Source organism: Candidatus Poribacteria bacterium (genome assembly GCA_026702755.1).
Lineage (GTDB): Bacteria > Poribacteria > WGA-4E > WGA-4E > WGA-3G > WGA-3G.
In genome coordinates this window covers 1-17,976 of the sequence record JAPPBX010000093.1, presented here as the reverse complement: position 1 = coordinate 17,976, position 17,976 = coordinate 1, and the positions used below count along the sequence as shown (strand labels likewise).

15 protein-coding genes are annotated in these 17,976 nt (G+C 48.8%); 9 read left to right on the top strand and 6 right to left on the bottom strand.

Annotated features, from left to right (window positions below):
* The first annotated feature begins 230 nt into the window (after window positions 1-230).
* From OXH39_18425 to OXH39_18415, 3 genes are read left to right on the top strand one after another with little or no spacing between them, the layout of a single operon-like run.
* Window positions 231-599 (top strand): DUF433 domain-containing protein, encoded by a 369-nt coding sequence (locus OXH39_18425; GenBank protein ID MCY3552442.1) that lies wholly within the window; start codon window positions 231-233, stop codon window positions 597-599.
* Entirely contained in the window at window positions 596-952 is a 357-nt protein-coding gene (locus OXH39_18420) for a DUF5615 family PIN-like protein (GenBank protein MCY3552441.1), read from the top strand. Before OXH39_18425 ends, OXH39_18420 begins: the two co-directional genes overlap by 4 nt.
* Window positions 953-955: 3 nt before the next feature.
* Entirely contained in the window at window positions 956-1,345 is a 390-nt protein-coding gene (locus tag OXH39_18415) for a DUF433 domain-containing protein (protein MCY3552440.1), read from the top strand.
* Here OXH39_18415 and OXH39_18410 read toward each other — a convergent pair.
* The 6 genes from OXH39_18410 to OXH39_18385 all read right to left on the bottom strand — a co-directional run bounded on the left by OXH39_18410 (window position 1,329) and on the right by OXH39_18385 (window position 11,292).
* On the bottom strand, window positions 1,329-3,956 hold the full coding sequence (locus tag OXH39_18410) for a YibE/F family protein (protein MCY3552439.1): 2,628 nt from the start codon (window positions 3,954-3,956) through the stop codon (window positions 1,329-1,331). The two genes, OXH39_18415 and OXH39_18410, sit on opposite strands and share 17 nt — an antisense overlap.
* A gap of 267 nt (window positions 3,957-4,223) precedes the next feature.
* A complete protein-coding gene (gene uvrC / locus OXH39_18405) occupies window positions 4,224-6,077 on the bottom strand; it encodes an excinuclease ABC subunit UvrC (protein MCY3552438.1) in 1,854 nt (617 codons plus the stop codon).
* A 45-nt stretch (window positions 6,078-6,122) separates the two neighbouring features.
* Window positions 6,123-6,710, bottom strand: a complete 588-nt coding sequence (locus OXH39_18400) for a Uma2 family endonuclease (GenBank protein ID MCY3552437.1) — start codon at window positions 6,708-6,710, stop codon at window positions 6,123-6,125.
* Between the two features lie 24 nt (window positions 6,711-6,734).
* On the bottom strand, window positions 6,735-7,439 hold the full coding sequence (gene trmB, locus OXH39_18395; protein MCY3552436.1) for a tRNA (guanosine(46)-N7)-methyltransferase TrmB: 705 nt from the start codon (window positions 7,437-7,439) through the stop codon (window positions 6,735-6,737).
* Between the two features lie 7 nt (window positions 7,440-7,446).
* Window positions 7,447-8,205 (bottom strand): NAD(P)-dependent oxidoreductase, encoded by a 759-nt coding sequence (locus OXH39_18390; protein MCY3552435.1) that lies wholly within the window; start codon window positions 8,203-8,205, stop codon window positions 7,447-7,449.
* 369 nt (window positions 8,206-8,574) lie between these two features.
* On the bottom strand, window positions 8,575-11,292 hold the full coding sequence (locus OXH39_18385; protein MCY3552434.1) for a hypothetical protein: 2,718 nt from the start codon (window positions 11,290-11,292) through the stop codon (window positions 8,575-8,577).
* 363 nt (window positions 11,293-11,655) lie between these two features.
* Between OXH39_18385 and OXH39_18380 the strand changes: the two genes are divergently transcribed.
* The 6 genes from OXH39_18380 (at window position 11,656) to OXH39_18355 (ending at window position 17,883) form a co-directional block, all read left to right on the top strand.
* Window positions 11,656-12,717, top strand: coding sequence for a Gfo/Idh/MocA family oxidoreductase (locus tag OXH39_18380; protein ID MCY3552433.1), 1,062 nt, complete (start codon window positions 11,656-11,658; stop codon window positions 12,715-12,717).
* A gap of 33 nt (window positions 12,718-12,750) precedes the next feature.
* The gene (locus tag OXH39_18375; GenBank protein ID MCY3552432.1) at window positions 12,751-13,539 is read left to right on the top strand and encodes a phytanoyl-CoA dioxygenase family protein; all 789 of its coding nucleotides are present in this window, start codon (window positions 12,751-12,753) and stop codon (window positions 13,537-13,539) included.
* A gap of 40 nt (window positions 13,540-13,579) precedes the next feature.
* The gene (locus OXH39_18370) at window positions 13,580-14,521 is read left to right on the top strand and encodes a Gfo/Idh/MocA family oxidoreductase (GenBank protein ID MCY3552431.1); all 942 of its coding nucleotides are present in this window, start codon (window positions 13,580-13,582) and stop codon (window positions 14,519-14,521) included.
* A 156-nt stretch (window positions 14,522-14,677) separates the two neighbouring features.
* Complete coding sequence (locus OXH39_18365) at window positions 14,678-15,502, top strand: phytanoyl-CoA dioxygenase family protein (GenBank protein ID MCY3552430.1); 825 nt, start codon at window positions 14,678-14,680, stop codon at window positions 15,500-15,502.
* A gap of 3 nt (window positions 15,503-15,505) precedes the next feature.
* Entirely contained in the window at window positions 15,506-16,252 is a 747-nt protein-coding gene (locus OXH39_18360) for a phytanoyl-CoA dioxygenase family protein (protein ID MCY3552429.1), read from the top strand.
* Window positions 16,253-16,416: 164 nt separating this feature from the next.
* A complete protein-coding gene (locus OXH39_18355) occupies window positions 16,417-17,883 on the top strand; it encodes a sulfatase (GenBank protein ID MCY3552428.1) in 1,467 nt (488 codons plus the stop codon).
* The last annotated feature ends 93 nt before the right edge of the window (window positions 17,884-17,976 follow it).

Below are 17,976 nucleotides of genomic sequence, written 5' to 3'. Positions count from 1 at the left end.
ACCTACCGGGCCTGGATTCGAGACGGTTCATTTTTCTAAAATTGACAGTTATGGTGCGGTTGCAAACCGCACCTACCGGGTTTGGAGGAACATAGAATTACCCAAATATTTTATTAAACTTCATGTATTGGTAACAGAAATTGGTATTGAAAATGAGTTTCCAAATTAAGCCTTGATTTTTCGCACGTTTTCATCTAAAATTTTAAACATCACTTAAAAGGAGATAGACGATGGATGTGCAAGACTATTTTGACTTTATTGATGAAACCAGCATCCGCATCAAGGGACACCGTGTCTATATTGACGAGGTGTTAGAAGAGCGTTTACAAGGCAAAGAACCTGAAGAAATTTTGCGCTGTTTCCCAAAACTGCCCTTAGAGAAAATCTACGCCACGCTTCTCTACTATGAGGCAAACAAAACCGAGGTAGAGGCTTACTTGGAACGGGTGAGGCAACAGAAAAAAAAATCAGATAAGGAATGGCAGCAAACCCAGGTACCTACCCTCATGTTCGTTGAAGAACGAGAACGCCTCCGAAAGGAGCGGGAGAAACAGATCGCTGCAGGAAAGTTTAACCCGCTGTGGGATGAACCTGCATGAGGCCCCGATTTCTCCTTGATGAACACCTCAGACGTGCAATTCAGGAACAACTCCACGAGATGCACGTTCAACGCATTGGAGATGAAGGCGTGCCTCCGCTTGCAACTCCCGATCCAGATATTCTGACGTGGATTGAACGCAACAACTACATCCTAATTACCAACAACAGAACGACCATGCCAAGACATCTTGCTGATCATTTGCAGGCTGGCGGGCATGTCCCCGGAATTCTTTGTTTCCCACAGCGTACCTCAATTGGAACTTACGTCAAGGAGTTGCGTAGGGTTTGGAACTCCTTTACACCTGAACAATATCAAGATGTTATACAATATCTTCCACAAGAAAAGAGGTAAAGAATGGAACTACGAAACTACTTTGACTTCAACAGCGAAATCGACATACGCATCAAAGGACATCGTATTGCTATTCAACATGTGTTAAATAAGTATCGACAAGGTAAGGGCGTTGATGAACTTCATCACCGTTTCCCGACTTTGTCCATGGAGGAGATCTACGCCACTATCCTCTATTATCTTGCCAACAAGGAGGAAGTGGAAGCCTATCTTGAGCGCGAGAAACTTATGGATGAAGAAGCGGGGAAACTCATAGAAATGTATGGCAGAACCCCTACCCTGATTAATTGGGAGGAACGCTTGGAAGAAGCTCGCCAAAGATTGATTGCTGAAGGGAAGTATCCTGTAATGCCGAAGCCCGCGTCAGAAGATGCCGCTACGCCTTCCGTTTAGGATTCCAGAACGCGCAAATTATCGCCGTGATTGGGATCGCCAGAACTAAACCGAGCGTACCAGCGAGCAACCGCACAATCTCCGCCGATACGACCCCGATACTCAACAGCTGCGCCGGTGGCGATTTGAAAAAGTCCAGATTCGGTGCTGTAACTGTGACAACGAGTAGCAACTCCACGCCAAGATAGGCAAAGACCAACGTATTCACCATCGTGCCAAGGATGTCCGTACCGACATTCAAACCGGAGGCGATAAGCCGCCAGGTCGGCATGTTCGGATTTGCCCTGCGAATTTCCTCCATACTTGATGCCACCTCAATCGCTCCGTCAACAGCAACACCCAACACCCCCATCAGCATACCCGCCAAGAGAATCTGTACGAAATCGAAAGGTGGTGTCCGCGTTGCTTCTATGATATCCGCCGAAATCGCATTCTCTAACCCAGAAAAATGGAGATGCTGCTGCGCAAACAGGACAATCAGACCCGCAACCAAGATTCCGCCCATCGTTCCCAGCACAGCTGAGAAGGTCTTCCGACTCGGGCCGATCACGAATACCAGAGACACAAACGCTACGACTCCCGAAGTTAGTGTCACGATGAATACCGCATTTGCACCCTGTGAAATCAACGGCAGCATGAAGAAATAGATAACACCAGCAGACATTAGCATCGCACACGCCGTACGGATCCCTTCAAGTCTACCCACGAGGATAATAAGTAGCAACATCCCACCTACCATCCAAATCAGAAATCGATCCCTACCGTAATCTTGGACGATATTAACGAGGCTCACCTGTTCGGGATCACCTGCGACACGACAAAGGATAACATCTCCCGGTTCCGCAGGAATGCTCAACAACGGCATATTGTGATTTACAATGTTCCGCAGCACCAAGCGTCTACCTTTATACATCCCGCTTAGCATCTCCACCTCAAGGATATGATGCTCACTTTTTGACTCATAAACATTGAGTCGCGATTCGGAGGATACGCCCCCTACAGGGTCCTTCATGGCACGAATACTATAAGTCTGCTCGTATCTCGTATCCGAGAGGAGCCAACGACTATCCTTCCACGGTTTAACTGAGACGGTGATTTCATCCGAAAACGGGATGTTTTGGCTACTGAATGCCTCACGTAAAGCCGTAGGAACAATATGATTGTCCAGATCATTCGCAGCACTCCCGTCAATGTGAAACAGGAAATTTCCACTGGATTCCAGCAAACGGAGGACTTTGCCTTTTGCGTATTCCGACCTGTTAACAGGATTGCCCTCTGCATCCCGTTGCTCCAAAACCGTTGCGGAGAGGTCATGCGTACGATAGTAAACAAAGATCGTCCCGATGAGAACAATCGCCATGGCGATTGGAACAGAGATTCGGGCTTTGCTACGCGGCGGATCCGCACGGAACAACTCTTCTAATTCCTCTTCCGAAGGTAGGTCTTCGTGAATCTCAGATATGTCTACCTTCGCGTACTGTGTGAGGAATCCGGCAACCGATGCCGCAATTGGAACCGTGAGCACCAATCCGATCGTGCCTACGACCGCTTGAATAATCGCAACTGCTGTTGCTTCATCGTTGACGAGGCGGAGAAAAGGATAGAGAACACCGACTTCAGGGAAATCGATGCGCGGCAGCAACATCGTCATCATGTGCGCGCCGAGGTAGGCGAAGATGAGCGTGTCCGCCATCGTCCCCATAATGTCTCTGCCCACATTCAAGCCAGCACGGATCGCTTGTCGGACGGTAATGTTCGGATTTACCTGCTTAACCTCGTGGACACTTGAAGAGATAGACATACTCACATCCATCATTGCCCCGACAGCACCTAAGATGATGCCAGCAGATAAGATACCTGTGAAATTCCAGTGATGTGAGGCAGGTGTCCGCCACAGCGCAATCCCAAGTTCCAAGAAACCGAACTCCTGCGCCAATCCAGTCAGTGCCATTGCATGCTGGCTAATGACAGACAAAATCCCAACAGCGGCTAATCCGCCGAGCGTTCCAATTACACCGGAGATTACCTTGAAACTAAATCCTGTAATGAGAAGGAAGGTTGCGAATGTGAGAAAGGCAGCAATTAGGAGTGCAACTGCAATAGGGTTGTAACCGCTGATCGTCAGCGGCACCAGTAGATAAAGCACGGTGAGTGCAGTAACAAACAACGTCAGAATCGCTCGGACACCCTTCATACCGGCGACAAGTATCATAAGGACACCCAACGCGCCCGCCAGATAGAGCAGAAACGGTGTACGGAAATATTCACGCATTGAGACGGTGTCAATTCTCGGATTTGACGGGTCTCGGAGCGGAATATCGAGGAATAGCACATTTCCCTTGCTTAACACTCGGTCTCCGAAGGCGCGTCCGGTCCAAACGTTGTTCACCTGAACAGTTTCGCCACGAAACTGACCAGAAAGGATACGAAAGGACAAAACTTGGTCTGCCTCGTCGTTTGTGTCTATATCAACAACGCGCCCCAAGCAGACCAATACTTGTAGCGCACCGTCATGTGTCACCTCGGCGAACCGATAGAGTTTTATGTGCAACGCTGCAACACTTAGTAGAATGAGCAGTATCGTGATGATTTTGATGTTTCTTTCGCGCATTTTTTATTTTCAGTTGTTCTTGTATTCTCAAAAGTGCAAAAATTCGTGAATCAAGCAAAGGTATCATTTCAATTTTCTTTAGCAAATAATATGCCAAAGGGAATAGTTATCGGTTCTCGGTTTTCAGGTATCAGTTAAAGAGGGGCTGTACCTGTGCGTAAACCTCTTGTACCTGACGACTGATGCCTGATGCCTCTTAGAGACTGAAAATTCGCTGCACGATAAGGGGCAGAATTTTAGCAAAAAGCACAAATTTGTGCAGAACGCTCAGAGGTGCTTCCGAATATTTTCCGCGACACTGCGTGGAATTCCTTTCACAGAGAGCAATCCGTCCAAACTCGCTTCTCGAATCGCTTCAATTGAACCAAAATGCCGAAGCAGTGCTTGTTTTCGCTTCGGACCGAGGTTTGGAATCTCATCAAGCACTGACTCACTGAGCGACTTCTGTCGGAGCTGCCGATGATACGTGACGGCAAACCGATGCGCCTCATCCCGCAGCCGCTGGATCATGTGTAGCGTCGGGTTATCTTCGCGCAGTACAATTGCATCCGACTTCCCCGGAACAAAAATCTCCTCAATCCGTTTCGCGAGTGCTATCATTGGAATATCAGGAAGGTGAGATGAAGCGAACGTTTTCATGGCTGCTTGTGCGGCACTCAACTGTCCTTTCCCACCATCAATCAACATCAAATCTGGCAGCTTATTAAATTTTTCATCATCTGCAAGGGCACGGCGGAAGCGGCGAGTGATTACCTCTTGCATCATTGCGAAATCGTTCTGCCCTTCAACCGAGCGAATCTTGAACCGACGGTACTCTCCTGACGCAGGTTTCGCATCCTCCAAGACGACCATTGACCCCACCGCGAATCTATCGCCGATATTGGAAATATCATACGCTTCAATACGTCGGAGTGGATGCTTCAACCCAAGCAGTTCTTGTAGTTCAACGAGTGCTGGCTCCACACCACTGCTATAAACGACGTTTTGCTCACGCTGCGTCAGAAGAATCTCAGCATTTTTCGATGCCAAAGTCTGCAATTTTCTGAGTCTACCTGCCCGCGGCACATGCAACCCGACACGGTTCCCTCGTTTTTCGCTGAGCCAATCTTCAATTAGTTCCATCGACGCAATTTGCATCGGTAAGACAACCGTCTTCGGAACAAAGACAGCATTTTGATAATACTGCGAAATAAAAGCACTTAACCCAGTCGCGAGTGATTCTGGATCTGCATCGTTAAGATAATAATGCTCACGCTCAAGCAACTTACCATCCCGGACCCGCAAAAGTTGAACGCATGCGATATCAGTTCGTGCAGCAATACCGATGACATCCTCGTCTGCAGCGGAAACACTATCCATATTTTGTGTGGTAATCGCCTGTTGAACGTCCTTAAGCGTATCCCGATATTTTGCCGCCGTCTCGAAATCAAGTGCCTCTGCTGCCGCTTGCATCTGTTCTGTCAACTCTTTAACAACAGCGTCCGTATTCCCACTTAAAAACTGGCACACCTTCTGAACGATCTCGTCGTAGTTCGGTACGTCTATCTTATTCGCACAGGGACCCGGACACCGACCAATGTGATAATCTAAACAGACCCGGTATCTGTTCTCCGTTTCCGTAAGCGGTAGTGTGCAGGTGCGAATCGGAAATAATTTTGTTAGTTGTTTGAGCACTTGGCGTGTTGAGCGCACGTGAACAAACGGGCCGAAATAGCGTGTTCCGTCGTTCTCGGCTTTACGCGTAATATGGATACGAGGAAAAGGTTCATCCGTGGTTACGCGTAGATACGGGTAGCGTTTATCGTCTTTCAGTTTCACGTTGTAGCGGGGTTGGTGTGCCTTAATCAGGTTATTTTCTAAAATCAACGCCTCTACTTCTGTCTCTGTGACGATATAATCAATCTCTGTAACATACCGCATCATCTGCGATGTCAACCCGGATGTAGATTTCTCACGAAAATAGGATCTGACCCGAGCCCGCAAACGGATTGCTTTTCCGACATAGATAACGGCACCATCGGAGGCTTTCATCAGATAGACCCCTGGCGCGTTCGGAAGGGATTGCCACAATTCAGGCGTAGCTTGGGGATTGTCGATATTGTCAGGTTGTTCTGCCTTCATCTTTTATTCCCCTGTTCGGTTTGTTGCACGTTCGGGCGATTGCGTCTACACTTCAGAGAATTGAACCTTCGCATAGATTGCCTGCAAGGATAATTCACACGCTATTGAAACAAGCCGAAATATATCAGATAAGGAATGAAATTCTGTTAAATCCCACGTCTGTTCCTGCCGCAAATAGTGTTCAACCCGCACTCTGTCTTGTGAAATGAGGACATATTCACACAAGGAATCAAGTTTTTGATAGGATGCGAATTTCTCACCTCGGTCATAGGCAGCGGTTGACGGCGAAAGCACCTCTATTAAAACAGTCGGATTCAGGAGCGTATCAAAGTGTGTATCCTCAAACTGGGGTTCTTCGCAAACGACCACAACATCTGGATAGGTATACAATCCGGCAGAGCTAACCTTCACACGCATATCATTGGTGTAAATTTCACACGACCGCTCCTTCAATTGCATGTAAAGTTCGCCAGAAACATGAACTGCGATTATATTATGTTTGCGGCTTGCTCCTGGCAATGCATACAATTGCCCATTACGATATTCGCTTTTCGTCAGTGCTTTCCGTTCTCTTGCGAGATACTCTTCAGGGCTTAAGAAGGCTTGTGCTGCGGTCATTTCCATGGTATCCATAATTTCTCCGTTCTTTATTTTATGTTAAGACGAAAATTTCTCATACACCACCCGATAGATTGCCCTACCCTCCAAGACATACTTCATTTCAAAATTCGTCGCGATATCCTGATCTGGACTGAGATCCGCTGCAACGGGACGCAACACCGGTAAACCTGCAAGACGCTCTTGAATCTCCTGGAAATATTCCTCATAATCCGTCACAATATAAAGCCGACCGTTTTCCGATTTTAGTGTTCGCGTCAATGCAGTGAGAAAGTCCTGATTCCGAAAAATCCGGCGTTTCCGCTGCCGTTTCTTGGGCCACGGATCCGGGAAATAGATATGATACGCTTGGACAGATTCCGTAGGCACATACCGGGTCAAAAAGTAGTTTGCATCTGTCCACGCGAGACGGACATTCGAGAATGTCCCCGATGCTCTGTCCACACCGAAATGACGTATGTACTTCTCAAACCGTTCCCGCGTCAATTCGACGTACTTTTGTGCCCGTTCCACGCCGATATAGTTCACCTTGGGATGTCTTTTCGACGCTTCGAGCAGAAAACGCCCTTTTCCGAATCCAATCTCCACTTCTACGGGATGCGAGTTTCCAAAGCACACTTCCCAATCAATCGGTAGTGAGAATTCGCTTAATGATACAGCACGCTTTGTTACAATGTCAATTATCTGGGAGTGGGTAGTTGTATTCTGATAGTAAAGATCGTTGTAGTCGGGGGTTTCGCGCATAAGCCGATCACGATTCCGATAAAAATTTGTGGAGATGCGTTTTAACCAAATTGTCCTGTGGTTGATATCCCAACACCTCAACGGCACCACTTATATCAAGATAGCTCTGCTGATACCCATCAGAATTCGCAGAACGTCCATAAGTGATTAGATACTTGACCGGTCCATCGTAATCCACAGCCAATCCGAAGAGTTGCACGCAATCCCGCGGTGTCAGGAGTGTACTACAATGACGAATCCCACTCGGTTCGTATGTGCCGTTGAAACTCCCGATACGGATGCTGATGAACCGCATATCGTGCGCATCAACGAGATATCGCCCTGCGATTTCTGCCATCCCCTTCATCGCGCCGTACCATCCATCGGGGCGAAACTGATCCGCTGTCGAAAAGCGGGGCGGAGAATTTAACCGCTCATTCCAGCCTGACACATGATTTGTGCTGGCATATATAATCTTCTGAATACCGCTCTCTCGTGCCGCTTCAAATATATTTATGGATGCACCGATGTCGCTAACTTCACCCGGCACCCTCCTGGGAGAATCTTGACGGATATAAGCAAGATGCACCAAGACATCTTGATCTCGGCACAATTCCGGCATCGCCGCGTAGTCCCGAATATCTGCCTGCACGACGCGCGAATTCGCTCCGTCAATAGGGTTAATATCCATCAGCGTCAACGTATAAATATCCTGTTCTTCCCATGCCTGCCAGAGCGCGCTGCCGACTGTGCCAGCCGCACCCGTAATGAGTACCCGTTGTTTCATCTTTTTTTATTCCTCGCGGTTCGGTCAAGTGGATCTGTTGTTTCAATCGCCTTTACGTATATCTGAAGAAACACCCAAACAAAAACCCTTCCCTTACATTCCAGACTACGGTTCAGCAAATTTCAGTATTATAGTAAAGCCCACAATTACTTGGACATTGTGCGGAGGCGAGGATACAATCCTCGCCAGCGGCGGTGAGCGGTTGGTTTGCTGACCAACTGTCTACATATTTTCGGGCTTCACTATAATATTCAAGTTTCCCATTCCCAAGAGGGCGGAAGAATAGGGACCTCCTCCACGCTTCCAATCTTCCAGTCTGCCAATTCCACAAACAAATGATGGAATTTTGCGTAACTCCTATTTAAAAAATTACTGCCCGTTTTCAGCATTCAACGCCGCCATAATATCAGCGTGCACCGCTTTCCGGTCAGCTACCGGTTGTACATAGAACCGATCAATCGCCTGCCCACCCAAACCGGAACACTTACACATTTCAACGTTCAATCCAAGTTCCGCCAAAATGCCACTGAAATAGTGAAGAAATCCAACTTTCTCCTCACCAACAACCACAATCTCTGAATAGTTCCGCGCTGTCTCGACAGTTACATCGTCAACCTGCCATGTCTCATCCAGATTCACGTAGTGTTTATCAAAAACTTGCTTCAGGGTTACCTCCTCCGCGAGGAGACTGCGGATGTCAAAATCGAGGTCCCGTTTGAGTTCCTCATCCAGCGGCATTGGCTCTCCCCGATGATGCGGTGGTTGATGCACAAGACGATAGAGTTCGAGTTCAATGTTGGTATCCTGTTTTGTGTAGACGCGCGCGTCGCGAACATCTATGCCATTTGCGAAAAAGAGACCACTTACAGTGTGCAACTTTCCAATGCGACTCGGACTACAGAGGTGCAGTTCAGTAAACCCAGGGCGGTCAACAAATTGGATAATCCCTGTACTGGGTGTTGCGTCCATCTGTGTCGAAGCGGCTTCAGCCTGCGTCGTCATCTTTATATGCATGGCAATCTCTTCAGGTGAAACACTGATACGGTAAGAGACCGGCATGTGGTGGAGGAATTGCTGAAATTCTTCAACAGGAGCGAAGGCACCCCACTGTGTTTCCTCTTGCCCAACAAAACGGGTACGCGCAACCTCGTATAAACTCTTCAGGTTATGCTTAACGACATGACTGAAGTTTTGTAAACCGTTTGCCCTGGAATCGCAATAAGTAAGTAGATACAGTGCCGTCAAACGTTCCAAAGAACCAACCTTCCTACAGAATTCAGAGATTGTGCTTTCATCCCAATGATGATAACGCGCTAAATCTATCATTGCAAGATGTTCCCGGATCAGAAAGCAGATATCATCTGTCTGTTGCGAATTGAACCCAAATTCGGGCGCAATGCACTCTGCCTTTTCCGCACCGGTCGCTGGATGGTTTGGATCCGGTTTATCTATATCGTGAAGGAAGAGTGCCATATAGAGTGGTGCTGGATCTGAAAGATTACGGAACGCCGCGTTGAGTTCCTCCAATTCAGAAGTTGGTGACGGCGACATTGGCGAACCCAACCGAGCAGCCCCACCGAATGGACTACTGGATTCCACTTGACGAATCTCATCAAGATAACCAATCGCGACGAGCGTATGTTTTCCCACTGTATATGGGTCTAAGCTCCGCTCGCTCCTTGTCATCATTGCCCTTTCAAAAAGTTCTCCACCTTCCCCAAGACGCGACAGAATGCTCAATCTGTGCAAGCGGGTTAATGTCTTCGCGACATCACCCGGCATGTTTATCAACTCCGCCATTCGACGCTGGAAAGAATCCCAATCAAATGCGTCAACATAACGGAAGATGAAGGTAGAAAGCGACGCATCAATCTCAAAATCGTACTGTTGGTAATAGGTAAACAGCGTAAAGAGTTCGTCTGCATCAAGTTCACCGAAGTTGTTATCAATGCAATACAACACCTCTGTCCTTACCGCAAGCACGTCCGAGATAGGAATCCCGTTCGCCAACATCTTTCGGATTAGAAGTTCCGCTTTGAAATGCAGATATTTCGCCATCGCATAATATTCTGCCATGAACTTATAACGCCCCTCATCGCTCTCATCCGAAAATCCGAGTACCTCAGCGATCTGTGCTTGAAGCAAATTCCCCTTTTCAGGATGATAGGTAAGGTCATCATGCGGAGCATCGGCAAGGACATGAAGCAGATTCCGCACCTTGAACATGAAATCAAGGGATGGCAGGAGTCGTGCGTCATCATATTGCTCGTAGAGCTCAGGAATTGATACAAAATCCGGAAGTCCACATATCCAGAGTGCGTATTGAAGCGTTCGCAATCCACCTCGCCCTGTTTTTATATTCGGTTGATTGAGATAGATCGTATCCTCAGAGGCTTCAAAAGAATCCGCTTTCGACTTCAGCAGGTCCAGTACGAGTGAGATATCCGATTTTTCAGAATGCACGACCTTTCGGAAACGCTCCGTCAGTGTTGAATCACCAGCGATAAACCGCATATCGATTAGCGCGGTCATGTCTTGATAATTCCACTGCGCCACATCCGCCAGCGGACGATAGATGAAACTGAACTCAAAGCCTGGAATTACCGAATGGAGGCTGTCGAAAAAATCATAGAACCATCGGATGAGTTCAAGCGTGCTCTCATCGTAAATATCCTCTAAATCGACAGAAGAGGTATAGATAACGTCTACATCTGAAAAATAGCAGAGTTCGTGTCTACCGTAACTACCGACCCCGTAGAGCGCGACATCCGGCATCCATCCTTCCAATTCCGCTTCCAAGTCGCTGGTATCAACCTCTGGAAGTTGGCTTAGGACATCAATCTGTTTCTGGAATTCATCCCGAATTTGAAAGGAAGCTACCTCGTAAACTTTCTGAATAACGACATCCCATATCTCCGTGTGAATCTTGCAAGCGGTAAACCCTCTTTCTCCTTCCAAGATACGGGCTTTCAACTGTTCCCTTTCGGCTTGGATGAAAGCCGTCAACTGTTTCTGCAACTCTTCAAAAGGCACATCTAAGTCTGGTACATAGTCATTGAGTCGCTTTTCGATCTGTTTGGTATCCATTTTTTCTCGTCTCCAATGTATCAGAACAATCCAATTGTTGCATAGTCTCCCTAAAATCACGAGGTAAGTAAACGCTTTCGTTTGAATCCATTATACATCAAAAACTAAAAAAAAAACAAGCGCGTTTTTGGGTCTCCTCAACGTGAGTTCAACACTAAAAACCGAAGCAATGTAGATAGGATTGAGTGGTAAGAAACAACGATCCTATCTAATTTATACGGAAAGCGAGAATGTTAGGTTTCACTTGTATTTGGATGATCTTAGGTCTCTTGATGAATGCAGATCCTCTCCTCCTTGAGCACATCATTTTTTCTTGACACACTTTTTAAACCTTGATAACATACGCAATCAGGAGATTTAAAAATGAGTGACACCAAATATCGAGTAGCCATCATCGGCTGTGGACGGATGGGGCAGAACTATGCAGAAGCATACACCACTTATCCCGACACAGAAATCGTCGCGATCGTCGATGCCAATGCACAACGGCAGGAGGTCCTCGGCGCGCGTTTCGGTGTCTCTGCTCTCTACCCAGATGTAGAAACGTTATTGAAGGACATGGTACCGGACATCGCGGTGGTTGTCACCCCCACGAAATACATGAAAGATGTCGTGATTGCATGTGCCGAAGCCGGTATTAGAGGTATTTCCACAGAGAAACCGATCGCCGCACGCTTGCAAGATGCTGACGCGATGGTTGAAGCGTGTGCCGAACGCGATATAATATTCGCCGGAGGCAATTTGCAACGCGCTATGAATGAAGTTCAGGAAGCTGCAGCTCGCCTGCACAAAGGTGAATTTGGGAACATTAGAGGGGCAAGTGTTCATGGGTTTGGTGGTGAAATCTCCGGTGGTGGATGCCAGCACATCTCTGTACTAAGACTTTTCACAAATGCCGAAGTTGAGGAAGTCATAGCGTGGGGAACACCGCCTGAAGCACTAAACGGAGAAACCGACGAAGGCTTAATCATCAACGGACGTGTTTATCTTTCAAACGGTTTGGAATGTAGTGTCTTTGGAACACCAACATCCTGCCGCGGTGTAGACGTTTGGACAGATGAATGCCTTGTCCGCTGGGATTGGAACCCTCCAGAGATTTTCAAAGACTACGACCCGCACGGCAACCGCATTCGACTTGACCCCAATTATAACCCGTATCCGTGGAGCGAATTCGGTTATCTCACAGGTTCCATCCGCTCCTTTTTATCGGCTGTTGATGGTAACGGAGATCCATGGATTACAGGCGCAGACCTCCGACAGGCACTGGAAGTCGCCATCGCCGCGAAACTCTCTGCAAACCGAAACAGCGCACCCATTAAACTACCACTTGAAGACAGATCTTTAGCACTCTACCCACGTCCCTACCGATGGCTCGGAGGTGACGCAACCGGTAGACCTCAAAGCATTGAAGAAGCGAAATCTTAGGCACACACCGTGTGCCATAATAGGAGAACAACGATGAACGAAGATCAAAAGTACCTCTTCGATTTGACCGGATACATCATCGTCGAAAACGCTTTGACGGCAGAAGAAGTCGCTCAGTGCAACGCTGCCATCGACCATCACATCGAAGGACTCAGGGAACGCGACACCTCTCTGGCAGGCGGTTCAGCCGCACTCTCCGGTACGGCACACCGAATGGACATGGGTGGCATGCTTGCATGGGAGAAACCTTGGTGTGAACAGTTCCGAAACTTGCTCATCCACCCCAAGGTTAAACCCTGCCTTGAAGAGATTTTAGGGCAAAAATATCGACTTGATCACGGTCCGGGCTTAATCGCTATGGAAAAAGGCACGGAAGGTGGCACTTTACACGGTGGTGGGATCGAGCGTCCGAATTTCTCGGAAGCCTACTTCTTCAAATACGGACGTATATACACGGGTTTGACTGTCGTCGAATACATGCTCGCTGACGAGGGACCCGGCGATGGGGGTTTGGCTATTGTTCCAGGCAGCCATAAAGCGAACCTTCCCTGTCCCAGCAGTATGAAGCGATACGAACAATATCAGAATCTGGTGCTTGAAGTCAATGCCAAGGCTGGCGATGCCGTGATTTTCACTGAAACCTTGACACACGGTACACTTCCGTGGAAAGGCAGCCATCAACGGCGCGCGCTGCTCTACAAGTTCAGTCCTGGATTCCAATCTTATGGCACAGGGGCACACCAGGTTACGTACCCCGATTACATTGAGGACATGTCACCTGAACAGCGAGAAGTCATGGAGGCACCCCACATCCGGCACTAAATGCTATGTCGCGACGCTTTATCCGTCGAAGGAGAAAATCATGTCGAAACTACAAGTTGCTGTCATTGGTTGCGGCGGTAGAGGTCGCGGTCATTTAAAAATCCTCTCAGAATTTGACGACACTGCTCTCGTCGCTGTGTGCGATCCCGTTGAAGCAGCGCGAAACAACGCTGCAGAGATGTTCAATGTTCCAAACCGCTACGAGAGCATTGAGGCATTGTTAGACAGCGAAACCTTAGATGCCATCTTTGTCGCGACACCTGCACACCTCAACGGCGAGGCGGCACTTCCGTGTTTTGAACGTGGTGTCCATACGCTTTTGGAAAAACCACCCGGCATGAGCGTCTCAGAAACGGTCGCTTTGCAGAGTGCTGCAAAACGGACAGGTGCGAAAGGGATGGTGGGTTGGAACCGCCGTTTTCATCCGATCATCGTTGAAGCGAAACGACAGGTCACCGCACGCGGTCCCGTCACACAAATCGTCGGCGAATTCCACAAAAGCATTACACGACTGACAGGCAGATTTCCAGAACACCTGATGGACAACATGTTTCTGGAGACACCGATCCACGCGCTTGATACAATCCGGGCGGTCGCCGAAGCGGATGTCCAAGAAGTCCACAGTGTCGTGCAGCGGGCGATCTCAGATTATAAAGATGTCCACGCTGCACTCATTCTGTTCGATAACGGGTGTGTCGCTCAACACATCGCTAATTACACGACAGATGCACGCCTCGAACGCTATGAGATACACGGCAGAGATATCTCCGCTTACCTCGAAGGTGTCTCCCAAGGAACGGTTTTCTGTGATGGCACGCAACACAAACTTACCCAAGCAGGCACGGGCGGCACCGTCGAGCAGAACAGGTATTTCTTAGACTGTGTCAAATCTGACACGCCTGTTTCATTTCCCGCCGCCAACCTTGACGAAGCTGTTAAAACCATGGAGCTCGCCGAGGCAATCCTAAATGGACTGCGTTGAGAAATTTCACGTTCTGTGGGAGATCGGAAGGATGGAAGGCGAGGAAGGATGGGGACCTCCACCACACCTTCCAATATTCCAGTCTTCCAATCCTGTAAGCAAACAATGGGATTTTGCACAAGTCCTAAGATTGAAAATTGCTTGAAAGGAAAATCAATGCCAACATTAGACGAACGCTTTGAAGCTTATAAGACCGACGGTTTTGCAATATTTGAAAAAGTCTTTGATGAACCGCAGATGCAAAGTTGGCGCGAGAAACACGCGGAACTCTCCGCAGCCAACGACGAGCAGACATGGTTCGGAAACACACTCGAATTAGCACCTGAATTAATGTGGCCCGCCGTCTCGCATCCGATAATCCTTGAGTTTTTAGAAAAAGTGATGGGACCCTTCGTGCAATTAGACAATCTTACGCTCGCAGCGTTTCCACCGATGGAAAAAGAGAAAGCGGAAGGTAGGGTCTCTGGCTGGCATCGCGACCGGTGGGCACACGTTCCCTTCACCGACGCGTATCACCGTCCGAACGCCATCAACGCTATCTCCTATTTGCAAGACTTGACGGATGAATTCGGACCCCTTCGCGTCATTGTTGGTTCGCATCGGAAGCCGATTACGATGGAAGACTCGCAACGCGGTGTCCCACATCCCGACGAGACGCTGATTCACATGGGTGCCGGTGATGTCGTCATCACACACAACGGACTCATCCATTCTGGCACACCGAATACTTCAGACAAGTTACGCTATTTCTTCAGCATCTATTACAATCTGACATGGCTGAAACACACCGATCATCACACGGGTCCGCATACCCAAAAGTTGTTGGAAGCCGCAAAAGCCGCCAATAACCATCAACACATGCGGCTCCTCGGTGTAGATGAGCAACTTCAACCGCGATGCAACTCCGGTTTCCTCCACTCCGACGAAGAACGTTGGGAAGAATGGGCAACCGCCGACCAAGAGGCAATTAAGGAGGCATAATCTATGGCAAGTCCGAGCGTAGTGCCATCAACACTCAATGTCGAATTGGATCACCACCTACAACAAGAGGTTAATTTCTTCCTGAATTGGGGTTATCTCATCGTTGACGACGCAGCGACACCGGAACAGATCGAGTCGTTGCGCGAGGCACTCGATGAAAGCTACGAACGCAACAATAAAAGCCAATTCATCGGTGAACTCCTTGAGGAGGATGATCGGTTCGCGTTCCTGTTAGACAACCCCCCCGTCCTAAAACGGATGGAAGCCATATTAGGCACCTGTGTCCAACTCCACAGCGCGACAGCACGTATCACCGAACCCGGAACACCAGACCAGCATTGGCATCGCGACGGTCCTTGGCCCATCGCACCGAACGGAACACCTTACGGGAGTCTCCCAGCACAGATCAATTGCGGTTATTATCTTGACGAAGTTAACGACGAAAACGGTCCCACGGTTGTCCAACCCGGTAGCCATAGGGCACCTTTCCGTCCGCCCCCCACGCCTGTTGAATTGCCCGATGAGAAACGGGTACTCGTCTCCCCTGGACAAGCGGTTATGTTCGATGGATGGACGTGGCATCGCGGTGCTGCTAACAATTCCTCACAACGTCGCCGTGTCTGCCTCATGTGCTATCAAAACGCGTGGATGAAATCGAGAGAACCTTTCGACGGTCCTCGCGTCACAAAACTCCGAGAAGAGGGGACCCCACAACAACAACTCTTGCTCGGCGCAATCCCAAAATGGTAAAGTAAAGTGATTGGTTGTCAGTGGTCAGCAGTCGGCGGTCGGAACGGGAGACCATGAATGGTTTCCCTACTACGAACCGGGATTATTCCCAATTTAAAAATGGATAGAACAGTAGTCCAAAACGAAGCGACCTGAAAACCATCAGAAAATCAAAGGGAAATCAAATGAATCTCGCTTACATTGTTATTGATACACTCCGCTACGACTACATCGGTGCAAACGGAAATGACTGGATAGAAACACCCAACATCGATCGGTTTGCTTCCAAAGCCTTGGCTTATGACTACGCTTTCTGTGCCAGTTTCCCAACAATCCCCTACCGGACGGATGTCATCACTGGACAATACGGTGCACCCTTCCACCCTTGGAAACCGCTCCGTCACGAACGCCAAACTTTACCGTGGACACTTGCAGGAAACGGCTACGCGACACAACTCATTCACGATACACCGCATCTCGTCAACGGCGGACACAACTTCGACTGGCCCTTCCACGCGTGGACATTCGTTCGCGGTGCAGAAGTCGATAGAGATTGGATCACCGATACTGTCGCATGGCCCGACAACTGGACCCGACAACCACTTTTCGATTGCATCGATGACAAAGCCGCTGAATCAGGAATGCTCCGCAGCTACGCACGCGCAAATAGAAACCGCAAAAAACCCGAAGACTGGAACTGCGCAAAACTCTTCAACACCGCTGCACAATTCCTCAAAGATAACGCTAAGCGAGACAATTTTTTCCTCTGGGTTGACTGCTTTGATCCCCACGAACCCTGGGACGCACCGCTTGAGTTCATGAAAAAATACGATACCCGCCCCGGCTACGATGGACGTGTTGACCCGCGCAGCCTCGGTGCACGGGGTAATGCTGAACTCTCAGATGAAGCGAAACAGCATATCAAAGCGCAATACGCCGCTAAAACAACATGGATGGACCACTGCTTCGGAAAGTTCCTTGATACTCTTGAGTCCACTGGGCTTGATAAGAATACCGCTGTCATCTTCACCGCTGACCACGGCACAAATGTCGGTGAACGTGGTAGGTTTGGCAAAGGACAACCCGTGCGTCAGCAGGAGGCGCATGTCCCACTCTTTATTCGGCTCCCAGATGGGGACAGCGAAGAAGGTGGGGGAAGAAGCAATGTCATCGTCCAACCACAGGACTTCTTCCCGACGATTCTTAACATCTTAGGTGAGGAACGTCCTGACGGCATTGAGGGACATGACATTTTAACCCCTGCACGCAGCGGAGAAACTGGTGAAAGGCAGCTTGCCCTCTCAGGCGGAAGTATCGAGCGATGGGAAAACAGCACACAGAATCCGAATCTCAACCTCTTCACCGCTTTCGACCGTGAGTGGAGTTTAGAGGTCGGTACGACACCTGAAAATTCAAAACTCGTCCGACTCGGTGAATTAGAAGACGTTGCCAGCGAACATCCGGATGTCGTTGCGAAACTGCACGCCGCCGCTGTTGATGAAATTGAACGTCGCGGCACCGATCCTGCGCTTATTGCGTGGCTCCGTAGCGGTGGCGAGGATGCTTTCCCTGCCGATGCCAACTACTGGAACGGTTTTCCCGGACCTGCAGGCTTCCGCCCCTATTTCGGAAAACTCTATACTGGCGAGTAATTTTTAGACTTTCCCAATCACGGTAGGTGCGGTTTCCCAACCGCACCATAGGTGTCAATTTAGGGATTTTGCACGGCATTTTATAGGGTATCT